This is a genomic window from Phytomonospora sp. NPDC050363 (genome assembly GCF_040655735.1).
GTDB lineage: Bacteria > Actinomycetota > Actinomycetes > Mycobacteriales > Micromonosporaceae > Phytomonospora.
In genome coordinates this window covers 275,048-295,636 of record NZ_JBFAKK010000002.1, presented here as the reverse complement: position 1 = coordinate 295,636, position 20,589 = coordinate 275,048, and the positions used below count along the sequence as shown (strand labels likewise).

Below are 20,589 nucleotides of genomic sequence, written 5' to 3'. Positions count from 1 at the left end.
ACTCGTGTGCGGCTAACGGCCGAACCACCCCGTGCGCCGCTGCCGCTGACGTCTTCAGCGCCGCATCAGCCGTGCGAAGCACGGCAGAAGCCTCGCCTGGAGGTGTGTTTCCGTCGGTCGGCCGGTGATTGGACTTACCTGGGGGTTCTGTCGGGGTCAAGGGCGCACTTCCCTTGACCCCGGCAGGTTCCCCAGGTGCCCTTGAACAGGCCGAAAGACGGAAACACCCCAAGCACACAACCCCAAGCCTTCTGCGGTTCTAAGCGCGAGTGGGGCGCACACCCAAACCCGAAGCACCCCACCGTTTCCAGAGCGAGGCCCGGGGTCTGGGGCAGCGCCCCAGGAACTCACGCAAGGAACCGCAGCAGCCGCACGACCGGCGACGAAGGCGACACAACACGCCCCCGCCCTCACCACCTCCCCCACCTCAACCCGGCTGGTGGCTCCGCCCCCAGCACCCCCGCCGGGACTCCGTCCCGAACCCTGCTGGGAGGCTCCGCCCCCAGACCCCCGCTGGAGCTCCGCCCCAGACCCCGCCAGGAACTCCGTCCCTGGACCCGGCACTCCGCCGAAACTTCGGCGTACGTGGGAGGCATGTGCGGCTCGGTCCCAGGCACTCTCCCCCGCACAAGCGAAGAGACCCCGGCTCCGCCGAGGTCTCTTCGCGTCGTCCACGAGCCACGTGCCCTGCGTCGGCCCTGACGGGCCCGACGGCCTTCGGGCCCTCGGGCTCTCAGTCCCGCCGGCGCCAATGGCGCCCGTCGGCCCCTACTTCCCGTACTCCCCCATCATCCGCACTTCCCCCTCGCCCGCGACGATCTCGCCGATCGTCCACGCGTCAACGTGCCGTGCCGCCAGTACCGCCAGCGCCCGGTCGACGTCGTGCGCCGGAATGATCGCGATCATCCCCACGCCCATGTTGAACGTCCGCTCCATCTCCTCGGGATCCACCCGCCCGCGCTCGGCGATCAGGTCGAAGATCGCATGCGGCGCCCACGTCCCCCGGTCGATCGTCGCGTCGGCGTTGCCCGGCAGTGCCCGCACGACGTTCCCCGGCAGTCCGCCGCCGGTGATGTGCGCGAAAGCGTGCACCTCGCACTCGGCGATCAGCGCCAGGCAGTCCTTGGCGTACACCTTCGTCGGCGTCAGCAGTTCCTCGCCGAGGGTCCGTTGGCTGCCGATCTCGTCGACGACCGTGTCGAGGCGCATCCGGCCGGCGCCCAGGAGCACGTGGCGGACCAGGGAGTACCCGTTCGAGTGCAGTCCCGACGAGCGCATCGCGATGACGACGTCGCCGACCTCGACCCGCTCGGGGCCCAGCAGGGCGTCGCTCTCCACGACGCCGACGCCGGTGGCGGAGATGTCGTACTCGTCGTTCTTGAGCACACCGGGGTGCTCGGCGATCTCGCCGCCGACGAGGGCGCAGCCCGCGTAGCGGCAGCCGTCGGCGATGCCGCCGGCGATCTCGGCGATGCGCTCGGGCACGACCGACCCGCAGGCGATGTAGTCGAGCAGGAAGAGCGGCTCGGCGCCGCACACGACGAGGTCGTCGACGACCATCGCGACCAGGTCGATGCCGACGGTGTCGTGGATCCCCATCTGCTGGGCGATCACGAGCTTCGTGCCGACACCGTCGGTCGACGACGCCAGCAGCGGCTTGCGGTACTTCTCCACGTCGAGCGCGAACAGCCCCGCGAAGCCGCCGATACCGCCGACCACCTCGGGCCGGCGCGTCTTGCGGATCGCGGGCTTCAGCAGCTCCACGGCCCGGTCACCCGCCTGGATGCTCACCCCCGCCTCGGCGTAAGACGAACCTCGCCTGCCTCCGCGCCACGGCGTCACCTTGCGGTTACCGTCCACTGATTCCACACCCTTCACTGTCCCTGAGCACCTTCACTTGGTCGCGCGGGCTAACGCCTTCGCGCTGCTACCCGCCGGGGCCTGCCCCGGCGCCGCCGCCTGCCCACGCTTGTCGAGCCCTTCGAGCAGGTGCTTACCCAGGAGGTTCGCGGCCGGCAGCTCGATCGGGTACTCGCCGTCGAAACAAGCACGACACAGACGGTTACGAGGTTGCTCCGTTGCGGTGACCAATCGGTCCAAGGACACATATCCGAGCGAATCGGCGCCGATCGACCGGCGGATCCCCTCGTCGTCGAGGCCGTTGGCGATCAGCTCGGCCTTCGTGGCGAAGTCGATCCCGTAGAAGCACGGCCAGGTCACCGGCGGTGCGGAGATCCGCACGTGAACTTCGAGCGCGCCGGCCTCGCGCAGCAGGCGGACGACCTGCCGCTGCGTGTTGCCGCGCACGATCGTGTCGTCGACGACCACGAGCCGCTTGCCGCGGATGTTCTCCCGCAGCGGGTTGAGCTTCAGGCGAATGCCGCGCTCGCGGATCGCCTGGGACGGCTGGATGAACGTCCGGCCGACATAGGTGTTCTTGATCAGGCCCTGTCCATAGGGGATGCCGCTGGCCTCGGCGTAGCCGATGGCCGCCGGGGTCCCCGACTCCGGCACCGGGATCACCAGGTCGGCGTCGACCGGATGCTCGGCGGCCAGCTGGCGGCCGATCTCGACGCGAGCGGCGTAGACGTTGCGGCCGGCGATGGTGCTGTCGGGCCGCGCGAGGTACACGTATTCGAAGAGGCAGCCCTTCGGGTCGGGCGTCGCCCAACGCTCGGAGCGCAGTCCGTGCTCGTCGACGGCGATCAGCTCGCCCGGCTCGACCTCGCGGACGAAGGTGGCGCCGACGATGTCGAGCGCGACCGTCTCACTCGCCACGACCCAGCCCCTGTCGAGGCGGCCGAGGACGAGCGGGTGGACGCCCTGGGCGTCGCGGGCCGCGTAGAGGGTCTGCTCGTCACAGAAGACGAGGCAGAAGGCGCCGCGCAGCTTCGGGAGCGTGCGCATCGCCGCCGACCACACCGACTCGTCGGCGTCGGCGGTCAGCATCGCCGCGGCGAGGAAGCTGTCGGAGCTGGTGCCGCCGGTGTCATGGCCGCGTTCGGCCAGTTCGCGCGACAGGTCGGCGGTGTTGACCAGGTTGCCGTTGTGCGCCAGCGCGATCGTCGTGCCGGCCGTCGTCGACATCAGCGTTGGCTGGGAGTTCTCCCAGCTCGGGCCGCCGGTCGTGGAGTAGCGCGTGTGCCCGACCGCCAGGTGCCCGGTCAGGGGCGCCAGGGTCTGCTCGTCGAAGACCTGCGAGACCAGGCCGAGGTCCTTGTAGACGGTGATCCCCGACCCGTCGCTGACCGCCATGCCCGCGGCTTCCTGACCGCGGTGCTGGAGCGCGTACATGCCGAAGTAGGTGAGCTTGGAGACCTCTTCGCCGGGGGCCCAGACGCCGAATACCCCGCATTCGTCCTGGGGTCCGGGGATCGTGGGATCGAGCTCGTGACTAAGCCGCCCATCGCCTTTGGGCACGCGGCACTCCTCGCTGAGCAGGGGTCTTTTCGCGGTCAACTGTACAAGCACCGACGGCGAGGCAGGCAGCGGCCGTTACACGGATTGGTCACAGGAGACTCACGGCTCGCGGTGGAGGCGGCCGGTGGGCGAGGGGTGTATGAGTCGGACGTGAGGCCCGACACCTTCCGGCGCCGAACGCGAGAGCCCGGATCGGGTGATCCGGGCTCTCGCGTTTCTCGCCTCGTCTACCAGCGCGGCCGGTCGTCGTAGCCGCGGTCGTCGTACCCGTCGCGCTCCGACGGCGGAGGCGGAGGCGGCGTGGCGGGCGGGCCGTACGGGTCGCGCTCGTCGTAGCCGCCGCGCTGGTCCTGCGCGGGCGGGCCGTAGCCGGGCTGCGGGCGGTCGTAGCGGGGGTCCGCCTCGTACGACTGCTGCTGCGGCGGGGGCCCGTAGGGGCTCGGGCTGTCGTAGCCGCCGCGCTCGGGAGCGGGCGGGCTGTACGGACCCCGGTCGTCGTAGCCACCGCGCTCAGGGGCGGGCGGGGTGCTGTAACCGCCGCGCTCGGGGGCGGGCGGGGTGCCGTAACCCCCACGATCGTCGTAGCCACCACGGTCGGCGGGCTGACCGTAGCCGCCACGGTCGTCATAGCCGCCGCGCGACGGGGTCGCGGGGGGCATCGGCGGCGGCGGAGGCGGCGGGGCCGGGGGCCCGTAGCCGCGGTCGTCGTAGCCACCACGCTCGGGAGCCGGAGGCGTGCCGTAACCGCCGCGCTCGGGAGCGGGCGGGGAGCCGTAACCACCGCGCTCAGGAGCGGGCGGGGAGCCGTAACCACCACGGTCGGCGGGCTGGCCATAGCCACCCCGGTCGTCGTAGCCGCCACTGCGCGGGGCAGGGGGCGAGCCGTAGGCGTCGCGGTCGTCGTAGCCGCCACCGCGCGGGTCGAACATCTGCGTGGGGGCGCCCGCGGCACCGCCGGGCCCGCCGGAGACGGGGCCGGCCGAACGCGGGCCGCCGGAGACCGGTCCGACGTCGCGGGGGTCGAACATCTGCGTCGGCTGCTCACCGCGGTCGCCGTAGGCGGGACCGAAGCCGGGAGTGCTCGCGCCGGAGCCGTAGCGGGCGAGGTCGTCGTCGTCGAGGTCGAGCAGCGGCCCGTTGTGGATCATCGTGGGCGCGTCCATGACCGGACTGCGCGGGCCGGCGTCGTAGAGGCCGGGCAGGCCCGTCTGAGCGGCCTTCGGGGTGTGCACGGGAGGCTTGTCGGAGAACAGGTCGTCGTCCTCTTCGTCGTGCTTGCCGCGCTTGAGCAGCAGCACGATGGCGACGATGCCGCCGACCACGAACAGCACGCCGACGATCGCCAGGATCCACGTCCCGGCGCCCCAGCCGTCGTCCTTCTCCTCGTCGGCGGGTGCCTCCGCCGCGGGGGCCTCGGCCGAACCGCTGTCGGCGGGCTTCTCGGTCTTCTTGATCATCGAGAAGTTCGAGGTCGCGGGCTTGCCGCCCTCGGCGTTGATGCTCACCGACTTGGTCTGCCAGCCCGACTTCGAGGCCTTGAGCTTGATCTCGCCGGGCGCGATCTTGCCGCCGTTGGTGGGCGTGATCGAGTACTGGCCGCTGTCGTTGGTGGTCGAGCTGAACTTGGCGCCCTCGGGGTCCTCGATCTCCACCTTGACGCCGGCGAAGGGCTTGCCCTCGTCGTCCTGGATGGTGCCGCTGACCGAGGGGACCGAGCTGGTGTTCGCCCCGCCCGTGACGGTGATGGGCAGCGAGGTCGAGCTGCGGCCCTGGGCCTGGCTGGCGGTGTCGCGCGAGGCCGCGGTGATGTCGTAGGAGCCCGTGAGGGGCTGGCCCTCGGGGAGGTTGCTCTCCGCCTTGGGCGCCACGTTGAGCTGGAAGGTGGCCGACCCGCCCGGCTCCAGGCGGCACTGCACACCCCCGCCGCCGCCGTTGCAGCCGCTGCCGCCGCCCATTTCCACGCCGACCAGGTTGTTCAGCCCGTTGGCGGCGCCGCTGATGGCGACGTCGAGCTGCCCCACGCTCTGGTTGGTGAGGCTGACGTCGACCCGCTGGTTGCCGCCGCCGATCTGCACCTGCACGCCCGCCGGGTTGAACGCGAAGCCCACCTCGCCGTCCGCCTGAGCGGGGGCCTCGGCGAGCACAATGAGCGTCAAAGCGGCCAATGCCGACGCCGCAGCACCGCGCAGCCAGCGCAGTGTTGTCCGGTTGGTCGCCACGAACATCGCCTCCAGGTCGCCTACATCAATCCGACGGCCACTATGCCGTACCCGTGCTCCAGGATCGGGCCATGGGTGCCCGCAACAGTCTCCCGGCAGGTTCTCCCACCTGCGCCATCGGTCGATCGGTCAAAGTTATGTGTGGTTAGCCTCTAGGCGTGACCGAGCTTTCCGACCCGCAGGCCGTCGCCGACGCACTGAGTGCTGTCGACGCCGGTGACAAGCCGGAACGGACCGTACTCCGGGCCGCCGTGCGCTCACTGCTCGCCGCGCTGGCGGCCAAGGCCCCCGGCCGCGCCGTCGAGGTACGGGTACCACCGTACGGCGCGGTCCAATGTGGAGAGGGTCCGCGCCACACACGTGGCACACCGCCCAACGTGATCGAGACCGATTCGGTGACGTGGCTGCGGCTGGCCTCGGGCCGCCTGTCGTGGGAGGAGGCGGTCGCCTCGGCCCTGGTGTCAGCCAACGGATCCCGCGCCGACCTCTCGGCCCTTCTTCCGCTGTTCGGCCAGGGCACGGACGCCTAGCGGCGCGGCGATCCCGCCGAGCAGGGTCAACGCCGGGATGGTCCACATCGCGACCGGGAGGGTGACCGCCTCGGCGAGTCCGCCGATGATCACCGGCCCCAGGAGCCATCCCGCGTAACCGATCGCGGAGACCACGGCGATGCCCGGACCGTCGCCGGCCGCGCCGAACAATGTGGGCACGATCACGGCCAGGCCGAGCCCGAGGAAGGCGAGGCCGACGATGAAGGCGGCCTTGCTGTCGGCGATCTCACTGATCACCATGCCCGCCGACATGCCGGCCGCGCCGATCACCGCGCACGCGGCGATGGCCAGGCCGCGACCGAAGCGGGCGACGATGAAGTCGCTGAGCATGCGGCCGGCGAACATGGCCAGCGCGAACACGCCGTAGCCCCAGCCCGCGACGAAGGCCGAGGCGTCGAGTTCGTCGCGGAGGAAGACCGCGGTCCAGTCGGCGGCGGCGCCCTCGGCGAGCAGGCCGGCGAAGGCGACGACGCCCAGCAGGACGAGCGGGAGTTCGAAGCGGAAGGCGCTGCGGCCTTCACGCCGGCCGTCGGCGGTGCGGCGGTCGGGGATCATCGACGCGGTGAGCGGCCAGGCCACGGCGAGCAGGACGACGCCGAAGGCGCCGAGCTGGAGCCACAGCGGGACCCCGAACTGGGCGCAGAGGCCGCCGAGGGCCGCGCCGGCGGCGGCGCCGAGGCTCCAGGAGGCGTGGAAGCTGCCCATCATGGGTTTCCCGGCGGTCTGCTCGACGGTGGCGCCCTGGGCGTTCATGGCGACGTCGAAGGCGCCCACGAGCGCGCCGGCCAGGACGAGCGCGGCCCCGAGGGTCCACACGGATCCCGCGCCGATGCCGACGAAGGTGAGCATGAGGCAGTAGGCGGCCATGAGGACGCGTGAGACCTGCTTCGTGCCGAACCTCGCGCACAGCGCGCCGGTGAAGGGCATCGCGGCGATCGCGCCGGCGGGAGGGGCCAGCAGGAGGAGCCCGAGGCCGCCGTCGGAGAGGTTCAGGTCGGCCTTGATCTCGGGGATCCGGGAGGTCCAGGAGGTGTAGAGAAGGCCGTGGGTGACAAAAGCGACGACGACCCCGATCCGGGCGCGTGTGATCGGCATCCAGGGATCATAGGGAAATATCGCGGGAATGAACAGGGTCCCTGCTCATTGTTTCGGGCGCCCGGGCCGTAACAGTTGCGCATCGAAGAGGCCGGTCCGGCAACGGAGTCTTCGTTGTCGGCGTGTGCCTCGATAGCGTCACCTCGGCGCCCACGGAGAAGATCCGCGGGCGTCGTCGCCTCGTCGCCCCCTTTTTGCCCTTCGGCGCAGATGGAGATCTGATCTGATGTCGTTCGCCCCTTCCCCGCGTGCCCTCAGACGCGCCACCGCCCTCGCCGGGCTGACCGCGCTGCTCGCGGGGTCCGCCTTCCTGGTGTCCTCGGCCGCGCAGGCGGATGAGACCGCCCCCGTCGACCTGTCGGTGACGGTGCCCGACCAGGGCCGTCCCGGCGCCCAGCTCCCGATCGTCGGCCTGCCCCTCGACGGCGAGACCAAGGACCTTCGCGTCCAGGTCAAGAACGACGCGACCGCGGCCGGCACCGCGACCGGGGTGACCCTCGACTTCAAGCTGCCCGCCCCCAACGCGGCGGGAAGCGTCTCTCTCGCCGCGGGCGCCCCCTCGACCTGCCAGGTGAACGACGACGGCAGCGGCTCGTGCCTGCTCAGCGACCTCAAGCCCGGCTCCATCGCCAACCTCCGGTTGTTCACGGTGACCTCGCTGGTCGCCGACAAGAAGGACCCGCGCCGCATCGGCCGGGTCTCGCTGACGGTCTCGTCCGAGCAGCCCGACGCCGACGAGAGCGACAACGAGCACCGGTTCGTGGTGACCGTCCGCAAGAAGACCGGCCTCGACCTGGCGACCTGGGTGCGGCAGGACGACCTGGTCGTGCGCCCCGGCCAGACCGGTGAGCTCACCGCGGCCGACTACCACTTCACCAACGACTCGAACACGCCCGCGCGCGGCCTGTTCTGGACGGTCCTGCTGCCCGTCGGCATGAGCGTCACCTCGGTGCCGCAGGGCTGCGAGGTCGGCGAGCTCGGCCAGGACCCCACGCAGTATGCCGTTGAGTGCGAGCTGCCGGACGTGGAACTGGGCGCGCACGCCGAGTACTCGCCGCAGCCGATCGGCTTCAAGGTCGCCGCCGACGCGCCCGCCCGCGCCAAGCTCGACGGCCTCGTGCAGGTCTCGGCGGTGGCCTTCGGCCCGGCGAACGCCGAGGACGACGAGGAGTTCACCGAGACGACCGTCGCGCTGTCGACGCCGGAGACCAGCGAGAAGAAGGTGAAGAAGTACCTCGACGAGCACTCGGGCAACACCGCCGACAACAACGCCGAGTTCGCCGTGTTCACCTACGCCGACGAGGCCGACCTCGCGATCGCCCTCTCCGTTCCCGACGCGAAGGTCGGCGGCGAGTCGCTCGTGACCGCGACCGTCACCAACAACGGCCCGTGGGCGATCGAGGACGGCGTCGACCTGACCATCAAGGCCCCCTCGGGCACGACGCTCCAGCACTCCGCCGCGGAGTGCCAGGCCGGTCCCGACGCGGTCGTGTGCCACCTCGACGGTGAGATCGAGCCCGGTGCGACCCGCGAGTACGTGTTCTCCCTGCGCGTGGACGCCGAGCAGGTCGGCGACGACGGCTCGGTGACGGTCGGCGCGAACCAGCCGGACCCCAAGCAGGAGAACAACGTCGCGGCCCTCAAGCCGAAGGTCCTCGGCGACGGCCCCTCGGGCACGCCCACGACCTCGCCGAGTGACCCGGGCGACCTGCCGGTGACCGGTGCGAGCCTGACGCTGATGGGCATCGCCGCGGCGGCCCTGGTCGCGGCCGGCGGCGCCTTCCTGATCGTGGCGCGGCGCAAGCGCGCGGCCGCGATGATGGGCACCGACGAGGAGTGACCCGTCCTTAGAGGACAAGTGCCCCGCCGCGTTCTTCGCGGCGGGGCATTTTTCACGCCCTGACGCGGCCGCCGACCGGTGGATGAGGCGCATCCGCCGGCCCGGACGGGACCGGTCGGCAAGGTCCCGCCCCCCGCGAGCCGACGAGCGCATCCGCGCTGCGACACGCTGGCTTTCAGCGCGAGATCGCACCTGGCGGCTGATATTTTTTGTGCCACTTTGTCTTCTTAGTCCACGGAGTCTCCCGCCTCATGGACAGAGCCCGTTTCAACGTGCACAGGGCCACCCGCCGCACCGCCCTCGGCTTCTTCGGTGTGGGCGCCGTCGGGTTCGCACTCGCCGAGATGGTCGGCGCGGACACCCCGGCGCTCCCCACCCGTCCCGCCGCGCGTACCGGGAACAACCCGCTCGTCGCCGAGAACCGGCTCGCGGGCGCCCGCTGGCGTCCCAGCGGCGCCAAGGAGGTCGACGACCTCAGGCGCCAGGTCCAGGGCTACGCCTCGAAGACCTCGGCCGGGCACGGCGAGGTCGTCGACTTCCACGTCTCGGTCGCCGACGGCGGCGAGTTCGACGCCGAGATCCACCGCGTCGGCCACTACGGCGGCGCCGGCGGGCGGCTGATGGCCCGCGGGCCGGGGCTGGCCGCCGAGGAGCACGCGCCGCCCTCTCCCGAGCCGGACGCGGGCCGCGTCGTCTGCGCCTGGCCGGTCTCGTGGAGCGTGACGATCCCCGCCGCCTGGCCCTCGGGCCTGTACGTCGCGTCGTTCACCGACCGCGAGGGGCACCGCGCGCACACGCCCTTCGTGGTGCGCGAGCCGTCCCGGTCGTCCGACATCCTCGTCATCGTCCCCGTGACGACCTACCAGGCGTACAACATGTGGCCGGCGGACGAGACCAACGGCCGCAACCTCTACAAGGGGTACACGCCCGAAGGCGTCACCGACGGCGCCCTGCGCGCCATGGAGGTCTCCTTCGACCGCCCCTACACCGGGGTGGGCCTGCCGAGTTGGTTCGAGATGGAGACGTCCTTCGCGAGCTGGGCCGAGGAGCGCGGCCACGACCTCACCTACGCCACCTCCCTCGACCTCCACGAAGGCCGCCTGGACCCGCGGTTGTACACCGCGATCGTCTTCACCGGCCACGACGAGTACTGGTCGAAGGCGATGCGCGACGCCGCCGAGAAGGCCGTCGAGGTCGGCACCCACCTGGCCTTCCTCGCGTCGAACAACATCTACTTCCACATCCGCCTTGAGGCGGGAAACCGCCGGATCGCCTGCTACAAGGACCCGGGGACCGACCCCGCGCCCGACGCCGCCGGGCAGACCGTCCGGTGGCGCAGGCTCGCCAAGGGCCTCCGGAAGGCCGAGCAGCGGCTGCTCGGCGTGCAGTACAACGGCATGCTCGCCGCGCCCGCGCCGATGGTCGTGCGCGAGGCCGGCCACTGGTTCTGGGCTGGGACGGGCCTGCGCGACGGCGACGAGATCCCCGGCCTCGTCGGCGTCGAAGCCGACGGCGTCGACCCGAAGAGCCCTTCGCCGAAGAAGTCGGAGCAGACGCTGCTGTCGGCCTCCCCTTACGACGACAGCCTCGGCCGGGGCGTGCGCACGCAGAACACCAGCCTGTGCGTCGACGGGCGCAAGACGATGGTGTTCGTCGCCGGGACCTTCCACTGGCCCCTCGCCCTCGTCCCCGGCGAGCACTCCAACGAGCACGTGCGCGTGGCGACGGGAAACCTCATCGACCGGATGCTGGCGCCGAGGTCGTGAATTTCGCCGCCCCGCCCGCCGACCGTCGCTGCCGGGCGGGGTGGGCGCGGCACGATGTCCACATGCGTTTCGAGCCCCACCTCGCCGAGGCCCTGGCCGCCGCCCGTCCGCTGCTGGGCACCGGGCGGGTCGCCGACTACATCCCGGCCCTGGCCGCCGTCGACCCGCTCGCCTTCGGGATGGCCGTGGCCACCGTCGACGGGGAAGTGCACGGGGTCGGCGAGCACGAGCGGCCCTTCTCGATCCAGAGCATCTCGAAGCTGTTCAGCCTGGTGCTGACACTGGCCTTGGGCGGGGACGGGATCTGGGAGCGGGTGGGGCGCGAGCCTTCGGGGAGCCCGTTCAACTCACTCGTACAGCTGGAGACCGAGAACGGGATCCCGCGCAACCCGTTCATCAACGCCGGCGCGATCGTGGTCACCGACCGGCTGCACAGCCTCACCGGCGACGCGGGGACCGCCGTCGCCGACTTCCTGCGCACCGAGGCGGGAAACCCGCTGCTCGACACCGACCCGCAGGTCGCGGTCTCCGAGGCCGGGCACGGGCACCGCAACTCCGCGCTGGCGCACTTCCTCGCCTCCTACGGCAACCTGGAGAACCCGGTCGCGACGGTCCTGGAGAACTACTACGCGCACTGCGCCATCGCCGCCAGCTGCCGCGACCTGGCCCTCGCGGGGTGTTTCCTGGCCCGGCACGGCGTGCTCGCCGACGGGACGCGGCTGCTGACGCGCAGCGGCGCCAAGCGCGTCAACGCGGTCCTGCTGACCTGCGGGACTTATGACGCGGCCGGGCAGTTCGCCTACCGTGTCGGCCTGCCCGGCAAGAGCGGCGTCGGCGGCGGGATCCTCACGATCGTGCCCGGGCACGGCGCCCTGTGCGTGTGGAGTCCCGGGCTGGACCCGGCGGGAAACTCCGTGGCGGGCGTCGCCGCGCTGGACGCGTTCACCACGAGCACCGGGCTCTCGGTCTTTTAGCCGAAGCCGCCGACCGTCCCTCCCGGACCGTTCAGGATGGACGGTGATGGCCGCATCGAAGGCCGCGCGCTGCGCGGTGATCCACGAGGACGGCGTCGAGGACCTCGGGGAGGATCTCGACGCGGCCATCGCGCGGACCAGGCAGCTCGGCGGCCCGGCCTACCTGTGGGTCGACACCGACGAGCCGCCGGAGGCGCTGCTGCGGCAGAGCGCGGCCGTTCTGGGGCTGCACCCCCTGGCCGTCGAGGACGCCGTCGGCGCGCACCAGCGCGCGAAGGTCGACGAGTACGGCGAGCAGATCCTCGTCGTGCTCAAGACCGTCGAGTACATCGCGTCGACCGCCCAGATCGAGCTCGGCGAGATCGACCTGTTCGTCGGCCCCGACTTCATCCTGTCCGTCCGGCACGGCGCCACCGAGGTCTTCGAGACCGCCCACCGGCGGGCGATGTCCTCGCCGAAACTGCGCTCGCACGGTCCCGGCGGGATCGCCTACGTGATCGCCGACGCCGTCGTCGACGAGTACGAGGTGATCGCGGGAATCGTCGGCCGCGAGATCAGCGTGCTGGAGCGGCGGGTGTTCTCGCCGAGGCGCGACAACGTCGCCGACGCGATCTACTTCCTCAAGCGGGAGGTGATCGAGTTCCGCGACGCCGTCGAGCCCGTCCCGGGTGTGCTGAGCGAGCTGATCTCGCGGCGCGAGCAGCTGCCCGACTCGGTGCGGCCGTGGCTGCGCGACGTCGAGGACCACGCGATGCGCGTCAACACGCAGGTCGCCTCCTTCAACGACCTGCTCACCTCGGTGCTCACCGCGCATCAGGCGAAGGTCGGCACCGAGCAGAACAACGACATGCGGCGGATCTCGGCGTGGGCGGCGGTGATCGCCGTGCCGACCGCGATCGCCGGGATCTACGGCATGAACTTCCGCCGGATGCCCGAGCTGAGCTGGAGCTTCGGGTACCCCGGCGTGATCCTGGTAATGGCGTCGCTGTGCGGGATCCTCTGGTGGCTGTTCCGCCGAAACGGGTGGCTCTAGCCTCGCAAGATGAGGCTCAGCTCCGCAGGAGCGCCCGCCTCGACGCGCACCGGCACGCCCCAGTCCTGCCGGGTGAGGTGGCAGGCGGCGTTCTCCACGTCGGAGTCGCAGGAGGCGGCCTGGGCGACCACCTGGAGCACCCCGCCGGCCACGTCGGGCGACAGGATCAGCTCGCGGGTCAGGTCGGTGCCGACGCCGGCGCCCTCGACGAGCAGCTCCGGCGGGTCGGCGGTGACTTCGAGGCGGGTCGGCGGGCCGAAGGTGTCGTCGAGCTTCTGGCCCGGCGGCGGCTCGTAGACGACCGTGAAGGACAGCGCCCCCGGCGCGAGCGGCATGGGCTCGCGCTTGACCTGGTGGCGTTTCCCGGCGACGACCTCGTCGGCGAGGGGGACGGCGACGATCCGGTGCGCGGCCGACTCGACGACCAGGAGCCGCCCGTCGGCGTAGAGCACGTCGGAGGGCTCGGCGAGGTCGCGCGCGACGGTCGACACCTCACCGGTCGACGGGTCGTAGCGGCGAACGGCGCCGTTGTAGGTGTCGGCGATCGCGATCGAACCGTCCGGGAGCACGCACAGGCCCAGCGGGTGCTGGAGGAGCGCGTCGGCGGCCTTCCCGTCGACGTGCCCGAAGTCGAACAGGCCCTGCCCGACGGCGGTGCCCATCACGTCGTCCTCGACATAGCGCAGCGCCGAGGTCTCCGAGTCGGCGAACCACAGCCGCCGCCCTTCGGAGGCGACACCGGAGGGCTGGGAGAGGAACACCTCCGGCAGCGGCCCGTCCTTCAGGCTCTCCACCGTCGTCCCCGCCCACACGCCGGCGGTCCGCCTGAGCGGATCGAGCCACCACAGCTGGTGGATCCCGGCCATCGCGACGATCACGCGGTCGCCGTGCCACACCACGTCCCACGGCGAACTCAGGTCCACCGCGATGGAGTCGTGGGCGTGGAAGTCGACCGTGCCGCGCCACTGTCGGCCCGACCCCGCGATCGTGGTCACCTCCCCGTCGGCGAGGCGCACCCCGCGCAGCAGGTGGTTGACGGTGTCGGCGACGACCAGGTCGTAGCCGACCTCGCCGGCCAGGTGCTCGGGCAGCAGCGCCATTCCGGCGGGCTCGCTGAAGGTCGCGGCGTCGGCGGGGCCGTCGGCGCGGCCGCGCTCACCGGTGCCGATGACGCGCACGAGGGTCTCGGCGTCGGGCAGCAGTTCGACGAGCCGGTGCCGCGCGGAGTCGCTGACCAGGAGGTTTCCCGACGGCAGGAGCAACGCTTTGCCGGGGAAACGCAGCACGCCCTCGGCCGGGGGCGGCGGGACGTAGGGGCCGTCGCCGCGATGGAGGGTCCCGCGCTCCTCGTGCTCGGCGACGAGCTTGGCGATGAGCCGGTCGAGGCCTTCGGCGTGGCCCTCGCCGGCCATGCTCGCGACTACGTAACCCTCGGGGTCGACCACCGACAGGGTCGGCCATGCCCGGGCGGCGTACTGCTTCCAGGTGGTGAGGTCGGGGTCGTCGAGGACCGGGTGGCCGACCTCGTAGCGCTCGACGGCGGCGGCGACCGTGGCCGCGTCGCGCTCGTGCTCGAACTTCGGGGAGTGCACGCCGACGGTGACCAGGACGTCGGCGTACTTGTGCTCCAAGGGGCGCAGCTCGTCGAGCACGTGGAGGCAGTTGACGCAGCACGTGGTCCAGAAGTCGAGCAGGACGATCTTGCCGCGCAGGTCGGCGAGGCGCAGGTCCTTCCCGCCGGTGTTGAGCCATCCGCGGCCGGTGAGTTCGGGGGCGCGGACGCGGGCCTGCGGGGGCGGTGTCGGTGCGGCGTTCATCAACCAAGACTGCCATCGTGCGGGGCGCGCGGTGAACGCCGGGCGGCGTTGTGCGGCGGATCACCGGGAGCGTGGAAAAGGCCCCGCCCCACCTCGCGGTGGGACGGGGCCGATGCGCCTGTGCGGCTTAGGTGTTCGGGGTCAGGCAGTAGGTCTGGCCGTCCACGTCGAGGGTCGGGAGGGAAGGGTCGGGGCACTCGGCCGCGCTGCCCTTCTTCTCGCCGATCTTGTAGACGCCCTCGCCCTTTTCGGAGCAGTCGACCGACTGGGCCTCGGTGCTGCCGGCCTGCTGCTTGATGCAGCCGCCGGTCTCGAAGCCGCCGCTGCCGAAGACCTGGATGCCGACGATGACGCCGACGATGATCACGACGGCGACGATGCCCGCGCCGAGAGCGATCCAGAGGCCCTTGCCCTTCTTCTGGGGCGGGGGCTGGTTCCAGGGCTGCTGGCCCGGCATGCCCGGCTGGTAGACGCCCGGGGGCGGCTGCTGGCCGGGAGGCACGTTCGGGTCGCCGCCGTAGGGGCCGGGCTGGCCGGGCTGGCCGGGATGACCCGGCTGCTGGTAGGCGTTCGGGTCGCCCATGCCCGGCTGCGGGTAGGACCCGGGCTGGGGCTGGTGCTGCTCGCCGGGGCTGCCCCACACCGGCTGGCCGGGCTCCAGGGACGGTCCGCCCGGGTAACCGGGCTGACCGGGGTGGCCCGGGGCGCCGGGACCCGACACGGGGCCGGGGCCGCCGGGGCCGGAGACCGGGCCGGGAGCGCCGGGACCGGAGACGGGCGGGCCCGAGACCGGCGGCTGCTGGCTGTTCGGCAGCTCGATGCGCTGGGTGGCCTCAGAGCCCTGCGGGGGCGTCGGCGGGCCGGAGACGGGCGGACCCGACACGGGGGGACCCGAGACCGGCGGGGGCACCGGAGCGCCCGGCTGCTGCGCGTACTGCGGGGGCTGGGCGCCGTAGGGCGACTGGGGCGCGCCGGGAGGCGGGGCCTGGTAGCCCGGAGGAGCCTGCGGCGGGGCCATGGGCGGCGGGTACGGGCCGGGGCCCGGGGCCGCAGGCGAGGCGGGGGGGCCCGACACCGGAGGGGTCGGGGGAGCCGACTGGGGAGCCTGCGGCGGGGTGGGAGGGGCCGGCGGCGGCGGCGCCTGCGGGGCAGGCGGCTGCTGCGCGGGCATCACCGTCGTCGGCGGCTCGTCGGAGGAAGACGGCGGCGGTTGCTGCGCGGCCGGCGGTGGGGGTGGAGTCGGTGATGCGGGGGGTGTCGAGTCGGGGCGCAACATCGTGGTGCGCTCCTCGTCGACATTCTCCGGCGGCGTCGCACCGGGCTTGTCCCCGGGTGCGGGCTGCGGATTGGTCGGCTCAGTCATTGCGCCTCCTATGATGCGCCGTTTCAACAGTGGTACACGCTACAGCTCCCGGGACCCGACCGGTGCGGCGAGTGCGGCGTTCTTCGATGCCCGGTCACCGCGCCGGGCCTGCGGATCCCTTATGTCGCCCCGGCCGGTGAATCGCCGTAAAACGACCGGTGGTCAACATATAAAAGGGCCGCCACCCGTCGGTGGCGGCCCTTTTCTGAGGGAGGAGTCGAAGTTCGAGCGGTGGGGTCAGCCACCGAAACGGTTGGTCGAGGTCCACATCAGCATCTCGTGACGCACGGCCCGGGACGAGGCCTGGGCGGCGGCACGGTGCAGGGCGCGGGCGTGGGCACGCTCGGCGCGGAGCTGCTTGCGGTTCGAGAGGAAGGCGGTCATCGGATCCCCCAGGGGCTTCTTGGTCTCTTTGAGTCCCTTTAATTACAGCGCAAGAGCGGGGAATTCGCCAGCGATTAGAAGGTGAGCTGGCTTACGGACCGAAGAATCTTAAGGAGAAGGGGGCAATGGCAGGACGGGAGGTTACGGAGGGGAGGCCGGGAGGTTTGTGGGGTGGGGAGATGGAAGGGCAGGTCAGCGGGGTAAAGGGGGACGGGGTGGGCGTGTGGGGACGGCGGGGAGGGATGGACGGCGTGGGATTTGGGGGGCGATGAGGGGCGGGAGGGGTGGTGGAGGACACGGTGGGGGCGGGGTGGGGTGGGGTGGGGTGGGGTGGGGTGGGGTGGGGTGGGGTGGGGCGGGCGAGCGTGGTGGGGGTGAGTGCGGGGAGACAGGGCGCGTGGAGCGCGGATGACAGGCGGGGACGCGATGGCGTCGCGGTGGAGCGAGCTCGGGGACCGGGCGCGGGCGTGGGATCGACGGGACGACGTGGGACAGGCAGAGCCCACCAACGCCAACACCAACTGCGCCACCACCCGCCTTCGCGCGTGCGGAGACGGACGGATGGACGCGAGCCGCACAGACAAGTTGGAGCTCGCACAACCGCGAGCTTGGCTCCGCCCCACCCGCGTGCGTGCGGCCCGGTGGCGCCGTCAGCCGTTGCCGTTGCCGTACACGCCTCACTTGGGTGCGTGCGTGCAAGGGATTGGCGTCCATGCGGGCGAGGCGGCAACCCCACCATCGTGCGCAAAGGAGTCGTCGGTCGCCTCAACGGCCGGGGGGAAGCCCCTCCACGCGTATGACCGCAGGCGACAGGCGGCCCAGGTGGACGGGCACGAGACGCAGGATGGCGGGTACAGGCCAGCAGGGACCGACAGGAGCCCGCGCAACGGCCGGCCACGCCATCGCGTGCGTGCGCGGACGGCGCCTTGATTCCGTCGTCGAAGGCGGCCTGACCACACGGACAGGCGAGCCCGAGCCCGCACGAACGGGTAGAGCCTCCGCGACCATCTCCAGCCGCACCCCCGTCCCACCCACATGCGTGCGTAATCAACACCCCCACGAGTGCGGGGAGAACACGAGTGCGGGGAGAAGTGGCGGATGCGTCCCAACCACATGCGCGGGTGAACGACAAGCCGGCGGACTGCCGCACGGACTGCCGCACGGACAACCAGACAGGAGCCCATCGCGGCCATCGCTAGCCGCACCCCATCCCACCCGCATGCGTGGGGGAACGGGCTGGCGGGCTGGCGGGCTGGCGGGCTGGCGGGCTGGCGGGCTGGCGGGCTGGCGGGCTGGCGGGCTGGCGGGCTGGCGGGCTGGCGGGCTGGCGGGCACACACTCGCACGGACGGGCGGTAGCCCACCGCGACCTCCACCGGCCTGGCCACCACCCACGTGACGGACGCTCGAAGAGGGGCCGAGGCGGGCCCAGACCAGCACCCGCGAGCGCGACGGACAGGTCAGCGGCGCCACGCGTCGCTGCGGCGCGGCTCCCACCCACCCACGAGCGCGACGGACAGGTCAGCGGCGCCGGCGGGCTCGACGATCGCGGCGGCCACTCACCCGCGTGCGCGAGGGACAGGTAGATGCCGGCGGCGGCACAGGCGGTCGGCCCACCACTCACCCGCGTGCGCGAGGGACAGGTGTGTTGGCAGGTCGCAGGTCGCGGGATGGCGGGATGGCGGGCGCACGTACGCAAGGCACGCACGAGCCCGTGGGCGCCGGCTAGGCCACCACCGTCCGCCTTCCCCTGAGCCGCGCGTGCGCGGGCCGGCGCACCGAAGGCGGTCGGCAACAGCACTGCCGATTACGTGCTGCGCGAGCGGACGGACGCGAGTTCGCACCCCGTTGAAACCGAGGCGAGGCAGGCGCGGAGCACGCCAGAGTGCCGGCTCAACGCAGGGCTGAGCGGCTGAGCGGCTGAGCGGCTGAGCGGCTGAGCGGCTGAGCGGCTGAGCGGCTGAGCGGCTGAGCGGCTGAGACGAGCATTGCCCAAAGCCACCAACGGCAGCGAACCACAAGGGCTGTCCCTCCCCGCCCCTCCCCGCAAACCTCCACCCGGCGGCCGCCCCCCGTGGCCACGATCCAGCAATTCGTCCCACGGTCCCACGGTCCACCGATCCGCGGACCTCTCGCCGCGCATCCACAGTCCCGCAGCCCGCACACCCGCTGCCCACACACCGCCCCGCGCAACCCCGCACAACCCACCCCGCCTCGTCCCCGTGAGTCCCCGCCTCGTCCCCCTACTAAGTCCCCGTGAGTCCCCGTGCTTCCCAGCCGCGCCCCACCCACCAAAAAGGACCCGTCACCTCTCGGTAACGGGTCCATCCCCAGCGGAAGTCTCGCGTCTGCGTTACATCCCAACATAGGTCCGCGCCTTCAGGATCTCGTCCCGCACGGAGCGGGCGGATACCTGGGCGGCGGCGCGGTTGAGGGCACGCTGGTGGGCGCGCTCGGCTCGGAGTTGCTTGCGGGCGGTCATGAACTTGCTCATCAGGATTATCTCCGGGTTTTCGGTCTTGCTGCGATGTGTGTGCCTACATAACATCGCAACGCCCGGATTTACTCCAACGATTAACAGGTGAGCCGCCTCACGTACTTACGAACCGCAAGACCGCCGCACACTCGCAAGTCGTTCACCCGCCGGTCATCACCCGCGAGCCACCGCCCACAAGCCCACCCCGCCTCAGCTCCAGGCCAGGAGTGTCCCCTTCGGATCGTTCACGAAGCGACCGAGGTCCGCCAGGAACTTCGACCCCAGCTCACCGTCGATGATCCGGTGGTCGAAGGACAGCCCCAGCGTCGTCACCTTCCTCGGCACGACCTTCCCCTTGTGCACCCACGGCATGTCCTTGATCGCGCCGAAGGCGAGGATCGCGGCCTCACCGGGCGGCAGGATCGGGGTACCGGTGTCGACTCCGAAGACGCCGACGTTGGTGATCGTGAAACTCCCGCCCGACATGTCGGCCGGCGGGGTCTTGCCGTCCCGCGCGGTCGAGGTCAGGTCGACGAGTGCTTCGGCGAGTTCCTTCGTCGACAGCTTCTCGGCGGCCTTGACGTTCGGCACGATGAGCCCGCGCGGGGTGGCCGCGGCGATGCCCAGGTTCACGTGCTCCTTGACCACGATCTCGCCGTTGGCCTCGTCCCACGAGGAGTTGATCATCGGGTGTCGCTTGATCGCCAGGAGCACGCCCTTGGCGAGCAGCGCGAGCGGCCCGACGCGCACTCCCTTGAACTCCGCCGACTCCCGCATCTTCTCGACCGTCTTCAGCAGACGGGTCGCGTCGACGGTCAGGAACTCGGTCACGTGCGGCGCGGTGAAGGCGCTGGCCACCATGTTCTCGGCGGTCAGCTTCCGCACGCCCTTGACCGGGATGCGCTGGTCTCCGGCGGAAGGGGCGACCACCGGCGCGCTGGCAGCGGCAGCGGCAACGGGTGCGGGAGCCGACACGGCCGACTGGACGTCGTCGCGCGTGATGCTCCCGGCGGGCCCGCTGCCGACGAGGGCGCTCAAGTCCACGCCCAGGTCCTTGGCGAGCTTGCGCACCGGCGGCTTGGCGAGCACCGTCCCGGCGCGCGCGGCGACCACCGGAGCGGCAGCCGCGACGGGAGCCTTGACCGGGACCGGGACCGGGACCGCGACGGCAGCCGCGGGAGCGGCGGCCGAGGCGGCCGCGACCGGCGCCCCGCCCTTGCGCGCCCGGCGGACGGTCGTCGGAGCCTTCGCCCCGTACCCGACGAGCACGGCGGTGCGGCCGTCGGCGGTCGTCTCGCCGATCTTCGCGCCGTTCGAACCCGCGTCGGGAACCGGAGCCGAGGGCAGCTCCGCCTCGATCGGCGCCTCGGCCGGCGGCGGAACCGGCGGCGCCGCCGCCCCGCCCGGGTCGGTGTCGATCGTGATGATCGGCGAACCGACGTCGACGGTCTCACCGGCGTCGCGCAGGATCTCGGTGACCACACCCGCGTACGGCGAGGGGATCTCCACGGCCGACTTCGCCGTCTCCACCTCCACGAACGGCTGGTTGAGCTTCACCTCGTCCCCGACCGCGACCATCCACTGGAGGATCTCGGCCTCGGTGAGCCCTTCGGCCAGGTCGGGGAGGATGAACTGCTGTAGACGTGACACTG

14 protein-coding genes are annotated in these 20,589 nt (G+C 71.8%); 5 read left to right on the top strand and 9 right to left on the bottom strand.

Annotation, left to right across the window (positions count from 1 at the left end):
• Positions 1–768: 768 nt before the first annotated feature.
• The 3 genes from purM to AB0I28_RS05800 all read right to left on the bottom strand — a co-directional run bounded on the left by purM (position 769) and on the right by AB0I28_RS05800 (position 5,639).
• Positions 769–1,860 (bottom strand): phosphoribosylformylglycinamidine cyclo-ligase, encoded by a 1,092-nt coding sequence (gene purM / locus AB0I28_RS05810; RefSeq protein WP_357489892.1) that lies wholly within the window; start codon positions 1,858–1,860, stop codon positions 769–771.
• A 33-nt stretch (positions 1,861–1,893) separates the two neighbouring features.
• Positions 1,894–3,420, bottom strand: coding sequence for an amidophosphoribosyltransferase (gene purF / locus AB0I28_RS05805; RefSeq protein WP_357489890.1), 1,527 nt, complete (start codon positions 3,418–3,420; stop codon positions 1,894–1,896).
• Between the two features lie 227 nt (positions 3,421–3,647).
• On the bottom strand, positions 3,648–5,639 hold the full coding sequence (locus AB0I28_RS05800; RefSeq protein ID WP_357489888.1) for a carboxypeptidase regulatory-like domain-containing protein: 1,992 nt from the start codon (positions 5,637–5,639) through the stop codon (positions 3,648–3,650).
• A gap of 158 nt (positions 5,640–5,797) precedes the next feature.
• On the opposite strand from AB0I28_RS05800, the gene AB0I28_RS05795 reads away from it, so the two are divergent.
• On the top strand, positions 5,798–6,169 hold the full coding sequence (locus tag AB0I28_RS05795; protein WP_357489886.1) for a sterol carrier family protein: 372 nt from the start codon (positions 5,798–5,800) through the stop codon (positions 6,167–6,169).
• On the opposite strand, the gene AB0I28_RS05790 is transcribed toward AB0I28_RS05795, so the two are convergent.
• Positions 6,101–7,285 (bottom strand): MFS transporter, encoded by a 1,185-nt coding sequence (locus AB0I28_RS05790; RefSeq protein ID WP_357489884.1) that lies wholly within the window; start codon positions 7,283–7,285, stop codon positions 6,101–6,103. The two genes, AB0I28_RS05795 and AB0I28_RS05790, sit on opposite strands and share 69 nt — an antisense overlap.
• A gap of 226 nt (positions 7,286–7,511) precedes the next feature.
• On the opposite strand from AB0I28_RS05790, the gene AB0I28_RS05785 reads away from it, so the two are divergent.
• The 4 genes from AB0I28_RS05785 to AB0I28_RS05770 all read left to right on the top strand — a co-directional run bounded on the left by AB0I28_RS05785 (position 7,512) and on the right by AB0I28_RS05770 (position 12,898).
• Positions 7,512–9,125 (top strand): LPXTG cell wall anchor domain-containing protein, encoded by a 1,614-nt coding sequence (locus AB0I28_RS05785; protein WP_357489882.1) that lies wholly within the window; start codon positions 7,512–7,514, stop codon positions 9,123–9,125.
• Between the two features lie 251 nt (positions 9,126–9,376).
• Entirely contained in the window at positions 9,377–10,891 is a 1,515-nt protein-coding gene (locus AB0I28_RS05780) for a N,N-dimethylformamidase beta subunit family domain-containing protein (RefSeq protein ID WP_357489880.1), read from the top strand.
• A 62-nt stretch (positions 10,892–10,953) separates the two neighbouring features.
• Complete coding sequence (locus AB0I28_RS05775) at positions 10,954–11,865, top strand: glutaminase (RefSeq protein ID WP_357489878.1); 912 nt, start codon at positions 10,954–10,956, stop codon at positions 11,863–11,865.
• 46 nt (positions 11,866–11,911) lie between these two features.
• Positions 11,912–12,898, top strand: a complete 987-nt coding sequence (locus tag AB0I28_RS05770) for a magnesium and cobalt transport protein CorA (protein ID WP_357489877.1) — start codon at positions 11,912–11,914, stop codon at positions 12,896–12,898.
• On the opposite strand, the gene AB0I28_RS05765 is transcribed toward AB0I28_RS05770, so the two are convergent.
• The 5 genes from AB0I28_RS05765 to AB0I28_RS05745 form a co-directional block, all read right to left on the bottom strand.
• Positions 12,895–14,715, bottom strand: a complete 1,821-nt coding sequence (locus AB0I28_RS05765; protein WP_357489875.1) for an NHL domain-containing thioredoxin family protein — start codon at positions 14,713–14,715, stop codon at positions 12,895–12,897. The two genes, AB0I28_RS05770 and AB0I28_RS05765, sit on opposite strands and share 4 nt — an antisense overlap.
• Before the next feature lie 127 nt (positions 14,716–14,842).
• Complete coding sequence (locus AB0I28_RS05760) at positions 14,843–15,733, bottom strand: hypothetical protein (protein WP_357489873.1); 891 nt, start codon at positions 15,731–15,733, stop codon at positions 14,843–14,845.
• A gap of 582 nt (positions 15,734–16,315) precedes the next feature.
• Complete coding sequence (locus AB0I28_RS05755) at positions 16,316–16,462, bottom strand: hypothetical protein (protein WP_357489871.1); 147 nt, start codon at positions 16,460–16,462, stop codon at positions 16,316–16,318.
• Positions 16,463–18,814: 2,352 nt separating this feature from the next.
• On the bottom strand, positions 18,815–18,955 hold the full coding sequence (locus tag AB0I28_RS05750; protein ID WP_357489869.1) for a hypothetical protein: 141 nt from the start codon (positions 18,953–18,955) through the stop codon (positions 18,815–18,817).
• A 192-nt stretch (positions 18,956–19,147) separates the two neighbouring features.
• Entirely contained in the window at positions 19,148–20,587 is a 1,440-nt protein-coding gene (locus tag AB0I28_RS05745; RefSeq protein ID WP_357489867.1) for a dihydrolipoamide acetyltransferase family protein, read from the bottom strand.
• Between the last annotated feature and the right edge of the window lie 2 nt (positions 20,588–20,589).